Source organism: Bartonella sp. TT29SHDZB (assembly GCF_042193395.1).
Lineage (GTDB): Bacteria > Pseudomonadota > Alphaproteobacteria > Rhizobiales > Rhizobiaceae > Bartonella.
This window is the reverse complement of record NZ_JBHILQ010000002.1, coordinates 50,438-73,748: the sequence shown is the minus strand read 5'-3', so window position 1 is coordinate 73,748 and position 23,311 is coordinate 50,438. Positions and strand designations below refer to the sequence as shown.

Genomic DNA, 23,311 nt, shown 5'->3' with positions numbered 1-23,311 from the left:
CTTATAAAATATCAGACCTTACCGTTTTCTGTCTAAATTATTAAAGTTTTGTAAGGTTTCAGTATTCCCTAATATAATTACAATAAGATTGTATGCTCATTCAGATAATCTGATTTTTTTATGTAACATCTTTTTTAATGCAATGACATTTTTGACTGTTCTTTTTCATTCACATAACGCATGATTATTCCGTTTGAAGTGGAAAAATATGATACTTATACCAATGATAATAATGATCAAAGGCGAGAACCATAAAAACCAAGTTATTTTATTCAATGGTGGTTTCAAGAGAATAAATTCACCATATCGCTCAACAAGAAAGTCAGTAACTTGCTGATTACTATAGCCCATTTTTAGCCTTTCCCGAATTAAAAGCCGTAAATCACGTGCTAAAGCAGCATCTGAATCATCAATTGATTGATTTTGACAAACCGGACAACGTAAATGCGATGAAATATGGCGTGCTCGCGCTTCAAGAATCTTATCCTTTAAAATCTCATCCGGCTCTACTGCTATTGCTAATCGAAAAGGAAACGTTGCAATTAAAAAAAATACAATCCAAAGAATTTTTTTCATCTCAATGTCTTTTCCCAAAATTTAAAGCAAGCACTACCCTATTGTACATGCCAATGCGAAACCAATACCCCAAAAGAGAAAGACATCCTCCCATAGCCATCATGAATGCCCCTAACCAAATACATATTACATAAGGCTTCCACCATATGTGCACAACAAGACCCCGATTATCGATCCGTCCCGGCACAATATAGAGCTGCGATAAGCCATGATTTTTCAGACCAACTTCTGTTGTTGATGTATTTTGACTTGAATAAAATCGCTTTGAGGCTGTTACATGACCCACAATGTTTTTATTTTCATATATTTTAAAATAAAACTCCATTGTCGAATAATTCGAACCAACACCATCATACACTGCATCAAAATGAAGCATTTTATCCGCTATCGTCACCCTATCCCCTACGTTCATGATTAAAATACGTTCTTGCCCAAAACTTGCCACACAAACAATACCAAATAATGTAACGCCTAATCCCATATGTGCTATTGCTGCACCAAAAGTAGACCATGGCAATCCAAGAAATCTCTTAACGCGTACTGAAAAATCTCTCTTGCCATATCCACTCTTTCCCCATAGATCCACTAAACTGCCTAAAAAAACAAACGCTGAAAGCCCAATCCCTAAAACTGCAAAAATATCACGCACAGATGCCGCATAGAATATTATAAAACAGACGATACCAACGAATACAAAAACAAACCACAACCGTTCAAAAACTGCAAGAAAATCACCGCGTTTCCATGCCATCATTGTCCCAAACGGAACAAACAACAACAGCAAAAGCATTAGTGGTCCACAGGTCAGGTTAAAAAAAGCAGCCCCTACAGAAATTTTTTGCCCAGTTAATATCTCAATAAAATAAGGATAAAGCGTACCAATCAATACTGTTGCTGTTATTGTTGTAAGTAACAAATTATTTAAAACAATAAACCCTTCACGTGAAATTGGTTGAAAAAATCTTTCTGTTTTTAAAATAGGGGTGCGCAAAGCAAAAAGAAAAAAAGCCGCTCCTGTAAAAAAAAAGAAAAGCGCAAGCATTGCTTTCCCCCGTGCTGGATCAACAGCAAAACCATGAACAGAAACTAAAAGCCCAGAACGCACAAGAAAAGTTCCCATCAGAGAAAGAGAAAAAGTAAGCAGCGCTAAAAACAGAGTCCAACTTTTCAATATTTCTCGTTTTTCGAGAACAAGAGCAGAATGTAAAAGAGCCGTTCCTGAAAGCCAAGGCATAAACGAAACATTTTCAACAGGATCCCAAAACCAATAACCGCCCCATCCTAGCTCATAATAAGCCCAATAGGAGCCAACCATAATACCCAATGTCAAAAAACACCAAGCAAGTAAAAGCCACGGACGAATCCCACGTGCCCAAATTCTATCAACATGTCCCATAATCAATGCCGCAACGGCAAAAGAAAAACAAAGTGAAAAACCGACATAACCTAAATAAAGTAGCGGTGGATGAATTGCTAATGCGATATCTTGTAAAAGAGGATTGAGACCATTTCCCTGCAATGCTGGTGGATTTATACGTAAAAATGGATTGGATACAAAAAGAATAAATAAAAGAAAAGCAGTTGTAATCCAACTTTGGCAAATTAAAACAAGCGTCTTAAAATCTTCTGGCAAATGTTGGCTAAAAAAAGCCATCAATGCGCTAAAAAAAGCAAGACTTAAAACCCATAACAACATAGAGCCTTCGTGGTTTCCCCAAACACCTGTAATTTTATAGAGCATCGGTTTTTCTGAATGAGAATTCTCAACAACGTTCAAAACAGAAAAATCAGATACGACATAAGCATAAATTATCACTAAAAAAGATAAAAGTAGTAATGTAAAAGTAATATATGTTAGAGGAACAGCTGTTTGCATTAACAAACGCTCTCTCCACCAAAAACCTAAAGCAGGTAAAAACGCCCCTAATAAGCTTACTGAAAATGCTGCAGCTAAAAAAATATGACCCAGTTCGACAAGCACAATCGAATTATTTCTCCATAATGTAATGTTTTTTCAAACGATCAGCTGTTTCTTTAGGCATATAAGTTTCATCATGTTTTGCTAAAATACGCATCCCTATAAAAAAGCCCTGTTTATCGAAATGCCCTTCTACAATCACCCCCTGACCTTCACGAAAAAGATCCGGTAAGGCACCATTGAAAACCACTTTTTCATGTTTTTTGTTATCCGTTACAAAAAAAATAACGCCTCTCTCTCCAACATATTGAACGGTTCCCTTTTCAACAAAGCCACCCAAACGCAAAGGGCGCTCCGTTAAAATATCTTCTCTTGTAATTTCAGAGGGCATTCTAAAAAAACTGACCGCATGACGCATTGCATACACTATGAGACTTGCTGCAATTGTCATAACCAAACAACATAATAATATGATCAGTAAGCGCCTTTTTTTTCGCTGCTCTAAAATAACCTTCCATGAGGCAGAACTCTTTAAAGATTGACTGTTCATAGACACTCTGCGAAAAAAGTTTAAATACGTTATAATTAAGTATCAATATTTTATTTTTTAAGAGCTTTGCACATCTTCTACATAGGTGCAAGATTTCTTTTCTCTGTATGCTCACGCGATAAATCACGTAACTGAATCATCATTTTTTTAACACGTGATTGTCCTGAAAAATTTTCAGGCATTGTATCAAGAAAGCTTTGTAAAAATTGCACTGCCTGCGCAGTTTTTCCTGCTTGATGCAATGCATCGGCCAACAACAAACGTGGATAAAAATCTGTTGGCGCTAAATCTGCTGCTTTTTGAAAGGCATTTTGCGCTTCTTGCGTTATCACTCCCCCTTCATAACCAACCAATGCTAAACCGTATCCGACAAGCCTTGGAGCTGTTTCGCCATTCAAACGAAGTGCATCTAAATACGTATTCACTGCTTCTTGAAAAAGGCTTTCTTCGAGATACCCTACCGCTAACGCATCTGCTAGCTTGCCATCATGAGGTGCACGGAAAAAAAGCACTTGTAAACGAATAAGCTTTTCTTGCTTACTGAGAGTTTTAGGATCCTTATCCATTAATTCGCTAAAAAAATAACTTTTCACTTCTGGATTGCCTATCAGCCCATAAATACTCCATGTCATCAGAAGAACAAACAAAATACTCAAAGCCTTAAGAATATTTCTTTTTTTATAATGCATATAAAGCTTGTTAAACTCAATCGTACGCTTATGGCTTCTATAACCATCTACGGTTTCAACTTTCCATTCTTTCTTTATCTCATCGTCAAAACGTAGTGAAAGAAAAAGAATACTTGCCAGAAAAGTCAGAAAAAATGCTGCAAAAATTAATAAGAGCATATCGTTTTTTTCCAATACGAACAGAGAATAACTCGCTTACATTTTATCCTCTTCATAAGAAGAGTGATGTGAATTAATAAAAATTCATTTTTTCATGGAGAATATTATAAATATCTATCATATATATCAATTAAGCAAAGAAACTAAAAACAATGTTTCCCTACTCTTTATGTATTGTCTAAAATACTGCTTTATAAACTTTATAGACATTTCTTGCTTAAGAAGAAAATATGTCATTCTCCCATCTTAGGTAACAAAACTTTTGCATACAATCCACCCAAATCAGAACGTGATAAAAAGAGATTGCCACCATATTCACTGACCATATCTGAAACAATTGCTAACCCTAAGCCTGCCCCTAGTTTACTTTCATTAAACCGCCGCCCTCTTTTTAATGCTTCATCAATTTTGTCTTCTGTTAAACCAGGACCATCATCTTCTACAAAGATACTAAAATATTCTTTTTCTTCAGCATTTTCTTCTAAACAACAAGAGATCAAAACCTTTGCTCGAGACCACTGAGTAGCATTTTCAATCAAATTCCCTACAATTTCTTCTAAATCTTCCTTCTCTCCAGAAAAAACAATATCATCAACATCCATAATAAATTGAATTTGTTTTTCAGGATTAAGCTTTTTCATAACCCGCACCAAACGTTCAAGCACACTGCGAACAGACGTATGATAGACAATACTATCGCATTGTGCTGCAATCCGTGCACGCTGAAGATAATGATTGATTTGAGCTTGCATTATTTGCGTTTGCTCTCTCAACAAACAAGCCTTTTCTCCGCGCATCTTATCTGTCTCATTCATAATCACGGATAGAGGCGTCTTCAATGAATGCGCGAGATTACCAACTTGTGTGCGAAATCGCTCAATAATACGCTGATTATTATTAATGAGAGCATTCATCTCTTGTACAAGCGGCATCACTTCGCTTACTAAATCCGTATTCACATAATGAACTCTTCCTTCGCGAATATCATTCAATGCGCGTCGAATAAGCTTCAACGGTTGAAAACTAAAGAAAATAATAGCAATATTAATAAGAACACTCCCGATACCGAAACTCCAAAGAAAAATTTGCAAAGTTCGCGTAAATTCCTTTACTTGGGCATGAGCTTCATCGATATTCCCAACAAGCCGAAAACGTGCAATATGATTTTTATTATCAAGAACAACATCACTCTCAATCACTTGTAGCTTTTGACCATTGTTCCCCATTATCCGATAAGAGCGAAAGAATTTATTGTCAAAAGGTATATCAACATCACTTGGTGTAAATATCTCGCCTGTTCCCAATGAGGGGGATGTCAATCTTCCTTTTAAATTATGGGATATCGCAACAACTTCCCAATACCATCCTGTTGTTGGATCAGAATAACGAATATCATCAATCCCAGCCCCTCCTCTTAAAGTACCTTCCGATGACACCGTCACTGTTGCAATAAGACTGTAGAGTTGAGCAGAAAGGATACGCTCTAGGCTTTGTTCAGTTGAACGCTTATAAAATAAAATACTTACTGCAGAAATCGATAAAAGAGAAATAACAACCCATAATGTTGATAAGATCATAACACGTAAACTGAGAGATCGAGTAATGACAAAAAAGAACCTCCTATACCAATTATTCTCTTCAAAAACATTCATTAATCACCTCGCGTTCTCACGCGATATCCCATTCCTCGAATAGTTTCAATCAAATCCACTCCAAGCTTTTTCCGTAACCGACCTACAAAGACTTCCACTGTATTCGAGTCCTTATCAAAATCCTGATCATAAAGATGTTCAGTAAGCTCTGTTCTTGAAATGATCCTGTCACAATGATGCATGAGATACGAAAGCAGTCTGAATTCATAAGATGTTAGTTTAATCAATTGACCATCCACAAAAACACGAGACGTCTTTGTATCCAACAAAACATTTCCGCAACATAATGCACTCGTCGCATGTCCAGTAGTGCGACGAATTAATGCGCGCAAGCGCGCCATCACTTCCTCCAAATGAAATGGCTTCACAACATAATCGTCAGCCCCAGCATCAATACCGTGCACCTTATCAGACCAACGGTCTCGCGCCGTTAGCATTAAAACAGGCATGGAGAGCCCTTCTTGACGCCACTTTTCAACAACACGAATACCATCAATATACGGCAGTCCTATATCAAGTATCACCGCGTCATAAGACTCTGTGCTCCCTAAAAAATAAGCCTCTTCACCATCGAAAGCACTATCGGAAACATATCCTGCACGTCTTACAGCTTCTGCTAATTGATGGTGAAGATTCCGATCATCTTCAACGATTAAGATACGCATCACAACACCATCTGCTAAAAACTAATCAGCAGGAACAAAAAACTCAACACGACGTAATTTTTCACCATTACGGGCTGGTACAACAACCACAATTGCACACATGTCCTTTCCATCCTGAACAACTGGTTTTGAACGGACGAGAACCCCGCTCTCTTGCGCGGCAGCCTTCTTACCTACTTCAGCACACCCAGAAGCTAGAACAGAATCTGCTTCTAAAAAAGCGGCTATTATTACGAACAAGAATTTTTTTTTCATCATAAATATTTCAATAACCCATCTCTTCTCTTCCTTGATAAAGGATAAAAGAAATAATGGTTTTTTTGGGTCGATTAAAAAATCACAAATGGAAACAATTTATCCTCTATCTTACAGAAGAACATATTAACATTACTCCAAATTTTTAAAAAATCAAAAAAATATTTTTAATAATGAAAATAAAATTTATTCAATAAAATAATAAAATCTTAATATACTATCTTACAAAAAATGAATAATTCTAAAACAAATTCTTTCTCTGTTAGAACTATAGAAAAAAAATACTTCTACTCCATATAATTATTGTATATTTGTTTGGTTGTATTGCTTTGCCATAGGCTCTCTTTAAATGTTTGATTTTTTTAAAAAAAAGAAAGGGCAACATCGTAAGCCATTTCACAGTCCTGCTCTCATTGAATTAGACGCACGATTAGACACAGCGCTTTATCACATTCGTTCTGCTAACAGTTTTTTCTGGAAAAAGGCAAAAATCGTCTCACAAAATTTTCATCTTCAAGGATGGAAACGTTTTATCGTTGAAGTTCTCGATGAAATACTGACATTAGGGTTGATGGGATTTACTCTTTTCACTATTTTGGGCATTTCTGTTTTTGAAGTGACCAAAACAGATTGGTCTTTTCCTAAAAACTTTTCCATTCTTTTTCTCGATCGCTATGGAAATCCAATTGGGCACCGCGGTGCAATGCCGGCTATTTCTGTCCCCGTTGAAGAAATGCCAGACACTGTTATTAAAGCGGTTCTCGCCACAGAAGACCGTCATTTTTTCAATCATTGGGGCATTGATTTTCAGGGGCTTACACGGGCAATTTCACAAAACATGCAAGCTAAAAGTGTGGTTCAAGGTGGTTCAACTCTCACACAACAATTGGCTAAAAATTTATTCTTAACAAATGAGAGAACGATAACACGTAAAATTAAAGAAGCTTATCTTGCTCTTTGGCTAGAAGCAAATTTTAGCAAAAAGCAGATTTTACAACTTTACCTTGACCGAGCCTATATGGGAGGAAACAATTTTGGTATTGCCGCAGCGGCAAAATTTTATTTTGGAAAAAACATACGTCATGTCTCTTTAAGTGAATCTGCTATGTTAGCAGGACTCTTTAAAGCTCCAACAAAATATGCTCCTCATAGTCATCTCTTTGCAGCTCAAACACGTGCCAATGTTGTCCTGTCTAATCTTGTTAATAGTGGCTTTATGACGAAGAGCCAGATTATCAATGCGCATCGCCACCCTGCTAGGGCGCTTCCCCACATAGAAAATAATCAGGCTGATTATTTTCTTGATTGGGCATTCGAAGAAGTCAAAAAAATGCGTAATCAATTTCTAAGTCATAATTTAATTATTCAAACAACCCTTGATCCGAATATTCAAAAAGCAGCAGAAGAATCTATTGCTTATCATTTACATCAATATGGTCAACAATATCGTGTAACACAAGCTGCCACCGTTATACTCGATAATAATGGTGCCGTATGTGCAATTGTTGGAGGACTAGATTATAAAAAGAGTCAATTTAACAGAGCAACACAAGGCGGTCGACAACCTGGTTCTTCATTCAAACCTTATGTTTACGCAGCCGCAATGGAACATGGACTGTCTCCCTCAACAATCGTTCTAGATGCTCCTATCAATTGGGGAGGTTGGACACCCAAAAATAATTCTGGCCGTTATTTGGGGAAAATTGATTTAGCAACAGCTTTAGCTTTTTCTATTAATACAGTCCCTGTGTATCTCACCTATCAATATCTTCACCGCGATACCCAACCTATCATAGATCTCATCAAGAATATGGGGATTAACGCGCATATTTTATCACACAAAACGATGGTTCTTGGCACTTCCAACATGACCCCCATGGATCAAGCTACAGGTTTTAATGTCTTTGCCAATGGAGGAATAGCGGGTAATCGTCATGGGTTTACGCAAATCAGAACAATTGATGGGCATGTGGTATGGGATTTCGAACATAACGGAAAAAAACTACACCGAGTTCTGAGTGAACAATCAGCTGCTTATATGAACCAAATGATGGTGGGTGTCACAACACGAGGGTCTGGTAAGCGTGCTGCTCTGCCCATGACTCTTGTCGCTGGGAAAACTGGAACATCACAATCCTATCGTGATGCTTGGTTTGTTGGCTTTACTGGCAATTATACTGGAGCGGTATGGATGGGAAATGATAACTTTTCACCGATGAATCGTGCTTTTGGGGGTGGAGTCCCTGCCATGATATGGCATAGCATCATGCTTGCTGCACATCAAAATATCATGCTCAAACAGCTCTATGGTGTTAAAGATTCTCTCCTTCCTTATCAGCCCCTAGTACTTTCTTCCCATGCAGATTCTGAAGTTCCTCCTCCCATACCCTCTACGCTTTCTCCTGAAACATTAAATATCGTACGATTGATTAACAAAGATCTGAAAAAACTATCTGCAATTTCTTTGAAAATGAAAACAACTGGAGATTCAACATTTTGAATTCAAGATATTCACTGATGTTTTTTAATATCACCATTTTCTTTTTTATCTTCGCTTTTTCCATTTTATGTGGAACACTGAGTGTCAATTATGTGCTCAATTCCTTTCATCATTTTGGACTCTTTAGAATTGGAAAATGGAGTGCTTATCCACAGGTGGGAACCGCTAATATGGATCCTTATACCCGCGCCCACACCGCTAAACGAGGCATTGTTTCACTCGGACGAACTGAAGGTATTCAATTCCAGATTTGGCAAGATAACCAAGGGCGTCCACTTCATCCTCACTGTCATTATTGGCTCAAAGGCACCATCCCTGAAACTCGTCTTTTCACCCTTTATACAGCTGACAAATCCCTAAAACCCTATACTTCATCCAAAGAAATACCTTTTGAACTCCACACGAACGCTATTATTTATGAGCATGATGGCTCATTGCGCATCAATATTTCACCTACACCGCAAGCCGGCAATTGGCTTGCAACAGTTAGTCAAAAAGAATTCGGGCTTATTCTTACCTTATACGATACCTCAATCATCTCTGCAACGGCATTACAAAAGCTTACAATGCCATCAATAGAACAAATCCCATCAGGACAAATAAATTGTGACTAGATTCATTTATATCGCACTTCTTGCAATCATTGGCGCTATTATCGTTCATATTTGCGTTCTCTTTCTGATCCCCTATTGGGCACAAAATAATATATGGACAGCACTTAAAAAATCCGGAGCCCCTTATCAATTTGTTGCTTTTACTCCCGATAATCCTATTCAACAATCTGCTGATCCACTCTTTCTTCTTAAAGTCTGCAGATTTAATCTTGAAAATGGACCTGTTCATTTAAAAGCTTTGAAAACACGACAATTTTGGTCACTAGCAGCCTACACACACAAAGGAATTATTTTCTATAGCCTTAATGACCGAACAGCCCCTGATAATACACTCGATCTTATTATTGGAAAACCAATACAAATCATAGAACTCAAAAAATCAAAACCTAAAAAAAATGCCAATTCAGTTTTGGTTGCTAAAAATTTGAATGAAGGTTTTGTCATTTTACGTATTTTTGCCCCTTCTTCACTTGCAAAAAAAGAAAATGAAGCTTTTCTTTCATCTGCGACCTGCCGCATATTTTATGAATAAAAACGGAGTAACCTCTCATTTGTACAATACCTTACTTTCTATACAAAATACATGAAGCCTATCAAAATGGTTATCTTTTTTCTCTATTAATTGAATCTTCGAATTCAGATTTATCTGATTATAAATCCCTCAATTTTTTATTGAGATAGAATGAAATCTCTATTGCACATCATCATATCCTATTTGATTACGCATTATCTGACAGAAAAAACTCCCAGCAATCAGAAGAGAAAATCAAGAGTAAAGTTCTAGAAAAATATGCTGCTAACAACCGTAAAACTTGTTATTTGAGTTTATTTCTTTTTATTTACAAACATTCCCATAAAATTCGCATCAATGACATGATAAACTATAGAAGAAATACTGATTACCTTCAATGAAGTGCAAAAATAATCGCTGGAGACTTATAAGACATTATGCATCCTTGACCTCAAAAATAAGTGCTTTATTTTTGTTTTATGAGCATAAGCTTTTTGTAAGATATGCACTCTGAAAAAACTTGGCTTATAGTTTACAATTGAGGGGAAAAACTTCATGAAGAAGAGATATGTTCGGTTCATTTCAAGAGCAGCAGTATGGTCCCCTCGATTTGGTGGATTGTCGTTCTTTGTTTTATTATTTTCAGTCATTTTACAACGTTTTTCCGTCATTAACGTAACCGACTTCATAATTTTGATCGGAATCTCTACTGGCTGTGTGATTATTTCTCTTTTTCTTGCTTTAAAAGCACTTTACAGCTTATGGGTCTATGGAGCCCTAGGGGGAATGAAAGCTTTAAAAGGGATCATTTATTCGGTAATAACGACTACACCATTGATGCTCTTTTTTGGACTTTGGTTTACCTTACCGGCTCTTTACGATATTTCTACCGATACACAAAGCCCGCCGGCTTTTTTTCGCACAATACGTCCCAGCGATGCTTTACCGCTCAAAAGTGTTTTGACTGAACAAGCAACATTACAGATGTCACAATGGCCAGAAATATCGGGGCGCCGTTATGATGGTTCACCTGACCGTATTCGCGAATCTGTTCTCAATGTTTTAGCAGCCTATGATTGGCCTGTTGTGGCTCAACGAGAGTTTAAAGGTGAAGAAAATGCGCTTTATATTGAAACGAGAGCTAAAACTTTTTACCTTGGGTTTATTTCGGATATCGTGATACGCTTAACTGATGAAGGGGATACAACTTTTGTTGATATGCGTTCTGCTTCTCGTTATTTGCCAAGAGATTTGGGGACAAATGCTGCTTTTATTATCGATTTTATGGATGCCCTTGATACGGAAATCGCTTCCCTTCCTCTTTCACAAGACGATGAATAACGATCAAGAGCGAGAGAGAAGACACTTTATTTCACAAAAATTGCTTATTTTTCAATAAACATGATACATAAGCAAACAATCACTTTTCAAAAGCTATAAACTAAAAATTCTTATACAAAAGGATAATATTCTCAAACCTAACCATTCTTGAAATAATGAAAAAGATTAAAAAAATAGGAAATAAAAAACAGAAATATTGATAATAATATTAAAGTCTCTGTATAACTGTAATCAGTAAATATTTTTTAAAGTTTAATATTAAATAAATTATTATAAAACTCATATAAAAAACATTATTATATAAAGATAATAAATAATCATTTTTCATATAAATAACGTATACAAATAAAAACTGTTATAGAAAGTAATATAACAAATATAATGAACAAAAATGTGCTTAAAAACATTTTTTTCACAATTTCTTTGTTACTATAACCTTTAAATTTATACTGTAAAAACATTGCATAGAAAAATATAAAGAAAAAACATGTAGAAGATAATAATTCTGCAATAATACGAATAATATCACTCATAAAAAATCCAAATTAAAAATATATAAAAACAATAAACATTAATATATATTATATCATATAAAACTTAATAATTTAAAATAATATAAAAAACGAATTTATTCTTAATTAATGATTTAATTTTAATATTTTTTTCATTACATACCTTAGATACATAATACAATTTAAATAAATATAATTAAACAAAAAATGCAAAAAACAATTCATAAAATATATTAAAAATATAGATAACAAATAAAATTTCCAAATTAATCTATAATTATAAATTAATGATGAATAATCATTGTTCATAGAAATAACGTATATAAATAAAAAATATCATAGAAAATAATATAAAGAACAAAAATATTCTTAACAAAATTTTTTTCCAAATTTCTTTTTTACTATAACCTTTAGATTTATAATATGAAAACAATGTATAGAAAAATATAAATAAAGCACCTATAGAAAATAATAATTCTACAATAATACTAATAAGCTCATTCATAAAAAAAATCCAAATTAAATATATAATTTTGTAAAATTATGCACCTAAACCTTCCTGTCAAGTTTGTAGACACATAATTATGCCTACAAGCTTGTTCATTTTAGAAATATCTGCTAATTTTTATATTAGCGATAACATTCATAGCCTGTATATCCCAAACCTGTACCAAATCCTACTGTAGAGCCAACTCCTCCTCCTAATGATAGACCTTCCAAAGCGCCTATTGGTCCTCCAACTGACCACCCCATAACTCCACCAATTACCACTCCCATATCATGTCCCCTATGTCCCATTGAAAATCCTGCTGAGAGATAATCTCCAACAGTACACCCAGGTCGTGATCCACTGCTTGAAAAATTCATTGATGAAACATGAGACCAACCATTAGAAAAACTAGAACCAAATGAACGAAACATATAAAACCTCTTTTATTGTTAAAAATAACTGTATCACAACGATACAGTGGAAAATTCATTATTGTTCATTTTAGCAAATGTCAAATATAATTTGTATAAATAACAATAAAAATACTGTATAAACAATAAATACATTATGTTTATATTGCATTCACACAAAATGTATATTTTGTGTGAATATAATACTATTTACAATACTGTTTAAATATGCGACATCAATCGCTCTTTCTCTTAAACAAAATCATAAATTCAAATGAGTCATTCACAGGAAAAACTAGTATCATTCTCTTGGTTTACAAGAACAACAAAGAAATATATCTATTATGTCATCGAACTTAGTTGCGTTGCTGTCGTTTTGCGCTTACTTGGCTTGGTGAATCCTTTTATTTTTCAAGCGATTATCGACCGTATTCTCCCTTTTCAGCGTATTGAAAGTCTCTATGCTATCGTTGTCTTGATGGTTGCTATTATGTTGTTTAGCACGGCTCTTAGCACTCTATCAGGCTACTTAGGAGCTTATTTAGCCAATCGGCTTACGCTAGAATTTGGACGGCGCATTTACACCCATGTGTTAAGCCTTTCCTTGCCTATTTTACGCACTTGGCAAGTGGGGGAACTGTTCACGCGAATCGGAGAGGTTGATACAATTCGCGGGTTTCTAACAGGAACCATCGCCACCACTGTGCTAAATGTTCTGTTCGCAATCATTTATCTTGCGGCACTCTTTTCCATTAGTCCGAAACTGACCTTCATTGTCCTTATCATTTTACCCTTGCAAATGGGCTCTTTAGCGTTGGTCGGTCCCTTCTTGCGCCGCCAATTACGCCGTGCTTTCACTCTGCAAGCTGCCCATCAATCGCGCCTTATTGAAAGTTTTACCAATCTTGAAGCCATTAAAGCGCATGTAAAGGAGCCAGCCCATACAATACGCATGCAAGAAACTTTAGCCCGTAGTTTAGATCAAAGCCTTACAACCAGTAAATTGCATCTTCTCAATGGAGCCATGAGCCATATTTTTGGTGATCTTTTCACTATTTTTATTATCTTTTTTGGTGCTCAGGCAGTTCTTCAAAACCAGATTACGCTAGGGCAACTTATTGCCTTTCATCTCCTCGCTGGAAATGTTTCTGGTCCTATCTTAAGCCTTGCATCCCTATGGGAAGAATGGCAGCATTTGAAAATCTCTCGTCTTCGTTTGGGCGATATTCTTAACTCCCCTTCAGAATGGGAAGAAGAAAAGCCGCCTCTTCAACTCAGCGCTCCTCCTCATCTTGAAGCCAACGATCTCTGTTTTTCTTATGGAGATAAGTCCATTATCAATCATCTTGATGTCTGTTTACAACCTGGGCAACCAATTATGTTACTTGGTCCTTCAGGGTGCGGAAAAACAACCTTGGCGAAGCTCCTTTGTGGACTCTACCCCCCAACAAGCGGAAAGATATTGATTAACGCCCAACCTTTACAGAATTTTGATGTCCGTAGCGTGCGTGACACAATCGCGTATTTTCCCCAAAATCCTTGCCTTTTTTCCGGAACCATTCTTGAGAATATGCTTCTTGCTAAACCAGATGCCACTAAAGATGAAATCGACTCTGCACTATATGTTAGTGCTTGCCATGATTTGATTGCTCAGTTGCCTCTAGGACTCAATACTCAAGTAGGAGAGCAAGGTGGTTTTTTATCAGGTGGTCAGCGCCAACGCTTGGCTTTGGCTTGTTTCTTTCTGATAAATCCAAGCCTTCTTATTTTGGATGAACCTACTTCTGCATTGGATGACACTGTCAGTGCACAAATTGTTGAGCATTTATATAAACTTTCACAAGATCGTATTGTTCTTGTTATTACCCACAAACGTGATCTCTTCCCTCAGTATGCAACCGTCTTAAACTTTACTGATTTGGAGGCAAAAAATGGCAGATAAAGCTCCCTATTTGCGCCCTTTGTCACCAACTCTTCATATGGTTGTTGCTGTTTTAATTGCTTTATTTCTCTTTATTGTGATCGGCAGCTTTATCGCAAAAACAGAGATTGTTGCACGGGGGCAAGGAAGTGTTATTCCCACCGCTTACGTTCAGCTGGTCCAAGCGCAAAATACAGGACGCATTGAGAAAATCCTTGTAAAAGAAGGGCAATTTGTTCATCAAGGTGATCTCCTTATTCAATTAGATCCTCGTGAAGCCCTCAATGAGTGCGCACGTGTTCAAGCAGATATCGCGCAACAAACCCTTCAAGCACAAATCGCAACAGCTATTTTAACAGCTTTGCACGAAAGTGATCCTTTGGATAAAGATTTTGTGACCAAAGGGCTTGCCTATCTGCCAGTTCCTCCTTCTGGCAATCAGACTGCAAGAATAGAAGGGGAAAAACTCATTAGCGCTACCCTTCAATCTCTCCAAGATAAATTAAGAGCGCTAAAAGCACAAGCGGACCGCGTCGAGCGCAGCGGTGCAACACAACATGCGCAATTAGATAGGTTGGAAGATGATCGTCAATTAAGCCAAGGAAAATTAAAGGCTGCAAAAAGCCTAATGGAAACAAAAGTCATTAGCCAAGCCGTTTATTTAGAGCGTTTACATGATTTTAAAAATGTCGAGCATGAAATTTTAACCAATCAAAGACGTTTGGAAGAAAATGCCGCCGAAATAAACACCCTCCGCCAACAACGGAAAAGTCTCATTTCCGATGAAATCGCCCGCTATCGGCAACTTTCGCGTGAAACAGAACTGAATCTTCAAGGATTAAAAGCAAAGCTTGATAGCACTCAATACCATCTTGACCACTTATCACTCTATGCACCTGTTGATGGACGTATCGATGATTTAAGTATCCATACTTTGGGCGGCTTTGTAGAGGCTGGTAAAACTCTCATGCGCATTGTCCCTGGTGCGGGTGGTCTCATTATTGAAGCATTTTTTGATAATCGAGATATTGGTTTTTTAGAAAAGGGCCAACGTGCTTACATCAAGTTTTCTGCCTTTCCTCCTGAACGTTTCGGTGTTATCCACGGTACAGTCGTTAATGTAGGCGCTACAGCGCGCTATAATAAAGAAATTAATGGTGTCTACGCTGTTTTAATCAAAATTGACCAAGATCACATCACTTTGAATAACAAACAACTTAAATTTATCCCTGGCATGACTGTAACAACGGATGTCATTACCTCAAAACGACGTCTCATTTCTTATTTCTTTGAACCTATCACCAAAATTTTAGAACAATCTCTAAAGGAAAGATGATGTCTGTAAATGAAAATCCATCACCACCACTCATAAATCCTCTTACGGCTTTGGGTGCCATGGTTGTTTTAATGCTTACATCTCCCTTATACCGCCGCTGGCGAATCTGGGATATTGAACGCAACATAGGACCCGCCTTACAGACTGGGCAATATAAACTCTATAAAAATGAACGTGGAGAATTTTGTGCCTTTATCACTTGGGCTTTTTTAGATGAGAAAAATCATCAATCTATGCTTGAAAAGGGAGAGCTTTTGTCCGATGCGAATTGGCAAGGCGGAGAATATATGTGGTTTATTGATTGTGTGGCACCCTATGGACATGCTGCTGGTATGGTACGTGACATGCAGCGGCATGTGTTTCCTAATCAGCATTATTGCTACGCTGTTCGGCGTAATGAAGATGGTGGAATACGAAAAATTGCACGCTGGTGTTGCTATAGAGCAAAAAATCCAGCCAAATAGTTTTTCTAAAGCAAGTGCGCATAAATCATTTACCCCTCGTCTTATAGAAAAGAATCTTTTAAAAGAGCTCTTTAAGCGATAGCTATAGTAAAAGAAAACTTTACCATATTTAGAGCTAACCCGCTACAAATAGGTGCTTTTCAACTTACCAGACTTGCTATGAATAGCAACAGAGGTTAAGGGGGCTAATCCACTCTCAAGCTGAACTTTGATTAACTAATTCCACTAGAATTGGCTGGGGTACCTGGATTCGAACCAGGGAATGCCGGTACCAAAAACCGGTGCCTTACCGCTTGGCTATACCCCAAAAAAACACGCTTTATAGCGACTCTTGCACCTTATAGCGATTCCTGTGATTGGACGCAATATCTGAAAATCAAAGACTTTACTTTTTTATCATAAAATTTCTGAGTCTTGTATGGCATTGCCATCGATACAAATTCGTAGCAGAAACTGATATACAGTTGTGATTTTAACATAAGCAGGAACCATTTATCCATCAATTATTTTGCTCTTTGTATTGATTTTCTAGGAACAGAAAATGAAAATCTTGCGGTTTACTCATGTATCTAATAAATTTGCATATGATTTACTTTTCTTGATATATTAGAATCCCATCTTGCTCAATTTAAGAAAAAAGCTGTCACCACATTGGCGACCGGTAAGTGTATGATAGTGCTGCTGTGCTCTTGCATTAAGCGTAAAGATGATAACGTCCTCTAGTTTTTACATTATATTATTCATGGGTAGCACCATAAAATGAAATCAAGCACATTGAAAAATATTTCCTAAAAAATAACACTTAATATTCTTTTGAAAACATTATGATACACTAGTACTCTAAAAGAGTTTTGCAAAAATTAAAAACATTTTATATGGCATTTGAAAAAATAGAGATACAAAAATAAGGAATAATAGCTATTTCCATTTACTTTTTATTCAAAAGATAATGATATTTTTTACCCGCTCATAGATGGAAGAAACCTTCAGAAGCAATCTTTATGTAGACCAATACCCTTTTTGATTGATGAATATACATTTCCTAAAAGCTTCTTTTACAAAAAGAGAGACATTAAAACTATTTCATACAAACTAGGTATTCAACATTTGCTTTTAAATTCGGTAAATGGCAAATTAGGCTTATGAAATAAGCTTAACAATTAGAATCGAGGAGATTTTTAAATGGCTTTTGAATTGCCCCCGTTGCCTTATGATTACGATGCCCTTTCGCCTTATATGTCACGCGAAACGCTTGAATATCATCATGATAAGCATCACCTTGCTTATCTTACCAATACCAATAATTTTGTGAAAGAGTTAGGCTTAGAAAATGAAAGCCTTGAAGATATTGTTAAAAAAAGTTTTGGAAAAAATATTGGTTTGTTTAATAATGCAGCACAGTATTACAATCATAACCATTTTTGGCTTTGGATGAAAAAAGATGGTGGTGGTCAAAAACTTCCTGAAAAGTTAGCAAAAGCTATTGACGCTGATCTAGGTGGTTACGATAAATTCCGCGCTGATTTTATTGCTGCTGCTGGTGCCCAATTTGGTGCTGGATGGGCGTGGGTTGCTGTTAAAGATGGAAAGCTTGAAATTATGAAAACACCTAATGGTGAAAATCCCTTAGTGCACAATGCTCGCCCTATTTTGGGTGTCGATGTGTGGGAACATTCCTATTACATTGATTATCGCAATGCTCGACCGAAGTACCTCGAATCCTTTGTAGACCATTTAATTAATTGGGACTATGTTTTGAAACTTTATGAAGAATGTGAATTTTAAACTGTCTCAATAATTTTTTAGTGTATGAAAGTCTCTATAATCCAATAAATTATCGGAGACTTTCATACAGAGGTATCTATGGATTAGCAAAAGTCTTTTCCTGCTATCTTTAGAATATATGCATAGATATAGGCAACTTCTTCTAGCTTTGAAAAACGTCCAGCTGCACCAGCGTGCCCTGAATCCATATTAATACGTAATAAAACTGCATTATCGTCTGTTTTTAGGTCTCGTAATTTTGCCACCCATTTTGCAGGCTCCCAGTAAGTTACACGAGGATCTGTTAATCCTGCCATCACAAGTATAGGGGGATAGTTTTGAGCTTTGACATTATCGTAGGGGGAATAGGAAGCAATAAGCTTATAATCTTCTTCTGATTCAAGAGGATTCCCCCATTCGGCCCATTCTGGAGGTGTGAGTGGCAATGAAGCATCTAACATTGTCGCTAAAACATCAACAAAAGGCACATTCGCTACGATCCCAGCAAAATCCTGTGGAGCTATATTGGCAATAGCTCCCATCAACATCCCCCCTGCTGAACCACCATGAGCAATCAGCCGGTCGTGAGAAGTAAATTTATTGTTTACAAGGTAACGCCCACAAGCAATAAAATCTGTAAATGTATTGTGCTTAAAGAGATGTTTTCCTTTCTCATACCATTCTACTCCCTTTTCTTTTCCTCCGCGAATATGAGCAATGGCATAAATAAAACCTCTGTTCACTAGAGAAAGTACATTACTATTGAAACTGGCAGGAATAGAGATCCCATAAGCACCATAACCGTAAAGCAGACAAGGCGCACCACCGTCAAGGGGAGTGTTTTTGTGGTAAAAAAGTGAAATAGGAATCTTCTCACCATCATCTGCTATTGCTGTAATACGTCGTGTTACATATGCATCTTTATTATGCCCAGAGGGAATTATTTGCGTTTTTAAAAGCATTCGTTTACAACTCTTCATCTCATAATCAAACACTTGATCAGGTGTTGTCATAGACGAATAAGAAAAACGAATAGTTGGACTGTTATATTCTGCAACTCCTTGCAGACCTAAAGAATAAGCCTCTTCAGTAAAAGCAATAGAATTAACTTGTTTAGTGGTACGTTCCATTACTTTTATACGTGGAAGCCCCTCAAAACGTTCAATCCAGACAAGAAAATCTTGATAAGCATCATGGGATAATATTAGGCACCCAAGCTGATGTGGGACAAACTCAGACCAATTTTCTGATTGTGGAGATGTATATGGCGCTACCATAATTTTGAAATCTTTTGCATTATCTAAATTGGTCAAAATATAAAAGACATCACCACCCTCTGTAAGTGAATATTCAATACCTTTTTGTCGTTTCCGTACACATTTTGGAACAGTAAAAGGCGCCTCAGCTGGAATTAACCAGATCTCGGATGTTTCATGATCATGAATATTAATATAAATAACATCATGAAGCTTAGAACCGCTTACATCTAAGAAAAAACCTGGATTGTCTTCACGAAAAATAAGCTTATCTTGTGATTGATCTGTGTTTAATTGATGATAATAGAGCTCTGAAGGTCGGTGGTTTTTATCCATCTTAGTATAGAAAAAACCTTCAGATCTAGCATCCCATACAATTTGACCAGATGTATCAGTAATTGTGTCCATACAATCAGACAATGTCTCAAAATTACGAATTTTAGCTGTATAGAATTCTGATCCTTTGTCATCATAGGTCCATACCACATGTGTATGGTCAGGAGATTCTTGAACTGAACCAAATTTGAAATATTCTTTGCCTTCTGCTAGGACATCACCATTAAGGTACACGTTTTTTTCTCCGCCATTCCTTGGTGTCCGAAAATAATGTGGTTGTTGGCCTCCGGTAACATAAGAGAATCCGTAAGCAAAAGCACCATGTTTTATAGGAACAGAACTATCATTCTCTTGGATCCTGTTTTTCATTTCGGTAAAAAGCAAATCTCGTAATGGTTTTGTATCAGCCATTTGAGCTGATTGATAAGCATTTTCTTTTTCAAGATAATGTCGAATATTGGGATCAAGACAGTTAGGATTTTTAAAAACATCTTGCCAGTTAGACGCACGTAACCAATGATAGGGATCATCACGAAAAATACCATGATATATTTCTTTATGAGTGATTCTAGATGCTTTGGGAGGAATTGCAAAAGTGCGAGTCATACACAATCCTATATTAAAATATGTTAACAGCTTCGTTTATATGTTAGAATCACAATTATTGATGCAAGTGTAAAAATCTATAAGTTCTATTCACTTGCAAAAGTAGCGCCATGATAATTTTTTAAAACGAATACCTTTCTGTTCATTATATACCACAGCTATTGTTTTCTAGGAATATAATACCACTTTTATAATGAACGTGACTGATAAAACAATTAAACTATGAGAAAAAGATTTGATTTTTTTTGAAACAGTATAATCGCATAATTTTACAGAAATGAGTAAATATATATAAAGTATTATTATTAATACACAAAAAAACAAAAACATTCCATGTCGTTTTAATGAAGAGTTTTATATTATAAATAATGATATTATGTCATAATTATAATATACTATATTTTCTGTTATTAAATTTAATAAATATAAATAATAAAATAAATTTAAAACTTATTAAAAATAAACATACCAAATTATAAGTATTCAAAACAAAAAATAATAATTTATATATTATATTTTTTGTAATTAGTAATTTTATTTTTACATTCTAAAAAAAATAAATAAATTTTATCCTATATTTTTTTATATTTGTGATGTATTATATATTATGTATGATATGTTATAGGCTAAAAATATATTTTAGCATGTAATAATTTCGTTTTTCTTATTGTATATTATGACAAAAAGTAGGTATTTATTTGATTTTTTTGTGTTTTGGCAATTTTATAGAATAATTGAATTGACAAAAAAGATTTTTGTACAATATGAAACTCATGTGCATGAGATCTTTATATCATGAGTATATGCACTATATCTCGATTTTGAATTACTCAATTTAAATTAAAGGAAACAAGAATGGAACATCGTGCAGTCTTAGAGACTGAAAGCAATTTAGTTATTACATTGGTTGCTGATATTGTTGCTGCCTACGTGAGTAATAATTCTATTCGACCGACTGAAGTGCCAAGTTTAATTGCTGATGTCCATGCTGCTTTTCGTAAAGCAGGGAATCTAGAGTTAACAGAAGTCGAAGTTGAAAAACAAAGGCCTGCCGTTAATCCAAAGCGTTCAGTATTTCCTGATTATCTCATTTGCCTTGAAGATGGAAAGAAGTTTAAATCTCTAAAGCGTCATCTCATGACACATTATGGAATGTTGCCAGAGGAATATCGTGAAAAATGGCAGTTAGATAGTTCTTATCCTATGGTGGCGCCTAATTATGCAAAAACACGATCGGCTTTGGCCAAAGAAATGGGGCTTGGACGCAAAAGCAAACGGAAAAAAACTAAATAATCTTATTTTGCGAAAAAATGGTTTCATATATAAATTTGATTTTAGTATACATGTTTTGTGTGAAGCTTTTGTATATATAGCAATTTCTACCAAGGGAATTACATATAGCTTTCGTTACGAATCCGTTTAATCATTGATTTCAGACCATTTGATCGTTGTGGTGTAAGATTTTCATTTAAACCAAGTTTTTCAAAAAGCTCTTGAGCATCAGAATTGCGAATTTCAGAAGCTTTTTTGCCTGAATAAAAAGCAAGAAGTATATAAATGAGTCCACGCACAATATGAGCATCGGAATCACCTTGAAACGTCAATATTGGATCTTCTGAGTTATTACGTGAAGATAATAGCCACACTTGGCTAACACAACCAGGAACTTTGTGAGCATCATTTCGAGCGTTTTCCGGAAAAGGTGGCAATTCATAGCCAAGCTCGATGACATAACGATAACGATCTTCCCAATTATCCAAAAGCGAAAAATTTTCTATAATATTACCGATTGTTTCCGCCATTATTTTAGTCCTGTTTCGTTTGAATAATCATTCTTGAATACACTTATAAAAAATCAATATTTATTCTTCCTAACATAAATAACACGAAGAACATTAAAAATCCTTATTTCAAGATAACATTTTATGGTTTCGTAAGAACTCTTGTATTTCTATTTTGTAAGAAACATTAGGGGAAGCCTCTGATATTATTTTTGTTCCCTAATATGTTCCCTAAATATTCATAAGCAGCTCTTGCACCGTAATATGCGCGCTCGCCAAGTGAACTTAAAAAGGATTTTCCTACTTTGCAGGTTTTTATATTACGGTCACAAAATGCGCCTAAGTCATTTAAGGCTTCCTTAAAAGCAATAATCACATCGCTCGTTGTTGTCTCATTATTTTTGGGGCTAGAAGAATGGTTACTGCTTGGATCTGCTACAAAAAATGAAATAATGACAAAAATAAAAAATAAAAGAAATGATAATTTGATTAAAAAACGTATCATGGACAATCAATGTACGGCAGTGGTAAATACAATAAAAGAAGCATTTTATACACTGTTGCTTTATAAACAATTTATAAAATGTGTTTTTTATAAAATTGAGTATTCATGTATTGGATCTATATAATTGGCTTTTTTATAAATATGACACAATTCCTCTGTATAAAATAGTATACATTGTCTATTCAGTAAAAAATTAATATCAAAATTATACACTTACAGGCTGATCATGTTAATGAACATACTATGGTAAAAAATGAGAGATATAATCATGTTGTGTACATACTTATTTTAAATAACAATTCACCATCTTAGCTTAGTTGAAAAAGCTAAAAAGAGTAAAATTCTGTTATTCTGACTTTAATAGTGATAAAATATTTACATTATCTATAAAATTTTTAATAGCACATCATCAACATGATCAATATGTCGATCAAAAGATCAAACAATTGTTTCATCTCTTATAACTCCATCTCCAGATCTCAAGGCAAGTTTTTTTATAA

Annotated in this window: 19 protein-coding genes, 1 tRNA gene and 1 pseudogene; 9 read left to right on the top strand and 12 right to left on the bottom strand. The window is 35.5% G+C overall.

The genetic code is table 11. The annotated features are described in order from the left end of the window. Nucleotides 1–165: 165 nt before the first annotated feature. The 7 genes from ACFIJJ_RS01525 to ACFIJJ_RS01495 all read right to left on the bottom strand — a co-directional run bounded on the left by ACFIJJ_RS01525 (nucleotide 166) and on the right by ACFIJJ_RS01495 (nucleotide 6,467). Complete coding sequence (locus ACFIJJ_RS01525) at nucleotides 166–576, bottom strand: cytochrome c-type biogenesis protein CcmH (RefSeq protein ID WP_375622274.1); 411 nt, start codon at nucleotides 574–576, stop codon at nucleotides 166–168. A 1-nt stretch (nucleotide 577) separates the two neighbouring features. After that, the gene (locus ACFIJJ_RS01520) at nucleotides 578–2,557 is read right to left on the bottom strand and encodes a heme lyase CcmF/NrfE family subunit (RefSeq protein WP_375645736.1); all 1,980 of its coding nucleotides are present in this window, start codon (nucleotides 2,555–2,557) and stop codon (nucleotides 578–580) included. 7 nt (nucleotides 2,558–2,564) lie between these two features. Then, a complete protein-coding gene (gene ccmE, locus ACFIJJ_RS01515; protein ID WP_273791548.1) occupies nucleotides 2,565–3,044 on the bottom strand; it encodes a cytochrome c maturation protein CcmE in 480 nt (159 codons plus the stop codon). Nucleotides 3,045–3,121: 77 nt separating this feature from the next. Continuing rightward, nucleotides 3,122–3,892, bottom strand: coding sequence for a tetratricopeptide repeat protein (locus ACFIJJ_RS01510; protein WP_375645735.1), 771 nt, complete (start codon nucleotides 3,890–3,892; stop codon nucleotides 3,122–3,124). A 233-nt stretch (nucleotides 3,893–4,125) separates the two neighbouring features. Then, nucleotides 4,126–5,544 carry an ATP-binding protein gene (locus ACFIJJ_RS01505; RefSeq protein ID WP_375645734.1) on the bottom strand — a complete coding sequence of 473 codons (1,419 nt, stop codon included), beginning with the start codon at nucleotides 5,542–5,544 and terminating at the stop codon, nucleotides 4,126–4,128. Then, the gene (locus tag ACFIJJ_RS01500; RefSeq protein WP_375622278.1) at nucleotides 5,544–6,209 is read right to left on the bottom strand and encodes a response regulator transcription factor; all 666 of its coding nucleotides are present in this window, start codon (nucleotides 6,207–6,209) and stop codon (nucleotides 5,544–5,546) included. Before ACFIJJ_RS01500 ends, ACFIJJ_RS01505 begins: the two co-directional genes overlap by 1 nt. Before the next feature lie 21 nt (nucleotides 6,210–6,230). Further along, a complete protein-coding gene (locus ACFIJJ_RS01495; protein WP_375622279.1) occupies nucleotides 6,231–6,467 on the bottom strand; it encodes a hypothetical protein in 237 nt (78 codons plus the stop codon). A gap of 346 nt (nucleotides 6,468–6,813) precedes the next feature. Here ACFIJJ_RS01495 and ACFIJJ_RS01490 point away from each other — a divergent pair, with 346 nt between their 5' ends. The 4 genes from ACFIJJ_RS01490 to ACFIJJ_RS01475 all read left to right on the top strand — a co-directional run bounded on the left by ACFIJJ_RS01490 (nucleotide 6,814) and on the right by ACFIJJ_RS01475 (nucleotide 11,430). Next, complete coding sequence (locus ACFIJJ_RS01490; RefSeq protein ID WP_375645733.1) at nucleotides 6,814–8,964, top strand: transglycosylase domain-containing protein; 2,151 nt, start codon at nucleotides 6,814–6,816, stop codon at nucleotides 8,962–8,964. Between the two features lie 17 nt (nucleotides 8,965–8,981). Then, complete coding sequence (locus tag ACFIJJ_RS01485; protein ID WP_375645732.1) at nucleotides 8,982–9,578, top strand: DUF1214 domain-containing protein; 597 nt, start codon at nucleotides 8,982–8,984, stop codon at nucleotides 9,576–9,578. After that, nucleotides 9,571–10,110 carry a hypothetical protein gene (locus ACFIJJ_RS01480; protein ID WP_375645731.1) on the top strand — a complete coding sequence of 180 codons (540 nt, stop codon included), beginning with the start codon at nucleotides 9,571–9,573 and terminating at the stop codon, nucleotides 10,108–10,110. Before ACFIJJ_RS01485 ends, ACFIJJ_RS01480 begins: the two co-directional genes overlap by 8 nt. A gap of 534 nt (nucleotides 10,111–10,644) precedes the next feature. After that, entirely contained in the window at nucleotides 10,645–11,430 is a 786-nt protein-coding gene (locus tag ACFIJJ_RS01475; protein ID WP_375645729.1) for a DUF1499 domain-containing protein, read from the top strand. Between the two features lie 1,142 nt (nucleotides 11,431–12,572). On the opposite strand, the gene ACFIJJ_RS01470 is transcribed toward ACFIJJ_RS01475, so the two are convergent. After that, on the bottom strand, nucleotides 12,573–12,863 hold the full coding sequence (locus ACFIJJ_RS01470) for a hypothetical protein (protein ID WP_375645728.1): 291 nt from the start codon (nucleotides 12,861–12,863) through the stop codon (nucleotides 12,573–12,575). A gap of 253 nt (nucleotides 12,864–13,116) precedes the next feature. Between ACFIJJ_RS01470 and ACFIJJ_RS01465 the strand changes: the two genes are divergently transcribed. From ACFIJJ_RS01465 to ACFIJJ_RS01455, 3 genes are read left to right on the top strand one after another with little or no spacing between them, the layout of a single operon-like run. After that, entirely contained in the window at nucleotides 13,117–14,784 is a 1,668-nt protein-coding gene (locus ACFIJJ_RS01465) for a peptidase domain-containing ABC transporter (protein WP_375645727.1), read from the top strand. Continuing rightward, nucleotides 14,774–16,099: an HlyD family type I secretion periplasmic adaptor subunit gene (locus ACFIJJ_RS01460; protein ID WP_273791620.1), complete on the top strand. Its 1,326-nt coding sequence runs from the start codon at nucleotides 14,774–14,776 to the stop codon at nucleotides 16,097–16,099. The genes ACFIJJ_RS01465 and ACFIJJ_RS01460 overlap by 11 nt, the downstream gene beginning before the upstream one ends. Continuing rightward, nucleotides 16,099–16,563 (top strand): toxin-activating lysine-acyltransferase, encoded by a 465-nt coding sequence (locus ACFIJJ_RS01455; protein ID WP_375645725.1) that lies wholly within the window; start codon nucleotides 16,099–16,101, stop codon nucleotides 16,561–16,563. The genes ACFIJJ_RS01460 and ACFIJJ_RS01455 overlap by 1 nt, the downstream gene beginning before the upstream one ends. A gap of 232 nt (nucleotides 16,564–16,795) precedes the next feature. Here ACFIJJ_RS01455 and ACFIJJ_RS01450 read toward each other — a convergent pair. After that, nucleotides 16,796–16,870: transfer RNA gene (locus ACFIJJ_RS01450), tRNA-Gln, on the bottom strand. 875 nt (nucleotides 16,871–17,745) lie between these two features. Here ACFIJJ_RS01450 and ACFIJJ_RS01445 point away from each other — a divergent pair. Next, nucleotides 17,746–18,348, top strand: coding sequence for a superoxide dismutase (locus ACFIJJ_RS01445; RefSeq protein ID WP_375622288.1), 603 nt, complete (start codon nucleotides 17,746–17,748; stop codon nucleotides 18,346–18,348). An 83-nt stretch (nucleotides 18,349–18,431) separates the two neighbouring features. Here the strand turns inward: ACFIJJ_RS01445 and ACFIJJ_RS01440 are convergent, their stop codons facing one another. Then, nucleotides 18,432–20,525 carry a S9 family peptidase gene (locus ACFIJJ_RS01440; RefSeq protein ID WP_375645724.1) on the bottom strand — a complete coding sequence of 698 codons (2,094 nt, stop codon included), beginning with the start codon at nucleotides 20,523–20,525 and terminating at the stop codon, nucleotides 18,432–18,434. Between the two features lie 855 nt (nucleotides 20,526–21,380). On the opposite strand from ACFIJJ_RS01440, the gene ACFIJJ_RS01435 reads away from it, so the two are divergent. After that, the gene (locus ACFIJJ_RS01435; protein ID WP_012754848.1) at nucleotides 21,381–21,818 is read left to right on the top strand and encodes a MucR family transcriptional regulator; all 438 of its coding nucleotides are present in this window, start codon (nucleotides 21,381–21,383) and stop codon (nucleotides 21,816–21,818) included. A gap of 98 nt (nucleotides 21,819–21,916) precedes the next feature. On the opposite strand, the gene ACFIJJ_RS01430 is transcribed toward ACFIJJ_RS01435, so the two are convergent. After that, a complete protein-coding gene (locus ACFIJJ_RS01430; RefSeq protein ID WP_375622290.1) occupies nucleotides 21,917–22,327 on the bottom strand; it encodes a SufE family protein in 411 nt (136 codons plus the stop codon). Between the two features lie 108 nt (nucleotides 22,328–22,435). Next, nucleotides 22,436–22,811: pseudogene (locus ACFIJJ_RS01425) on the bottom strand (DUF5330 domain-containing protein). Nucleotides 22,812–23,311 lie beyond the last annotated feature (500 nt).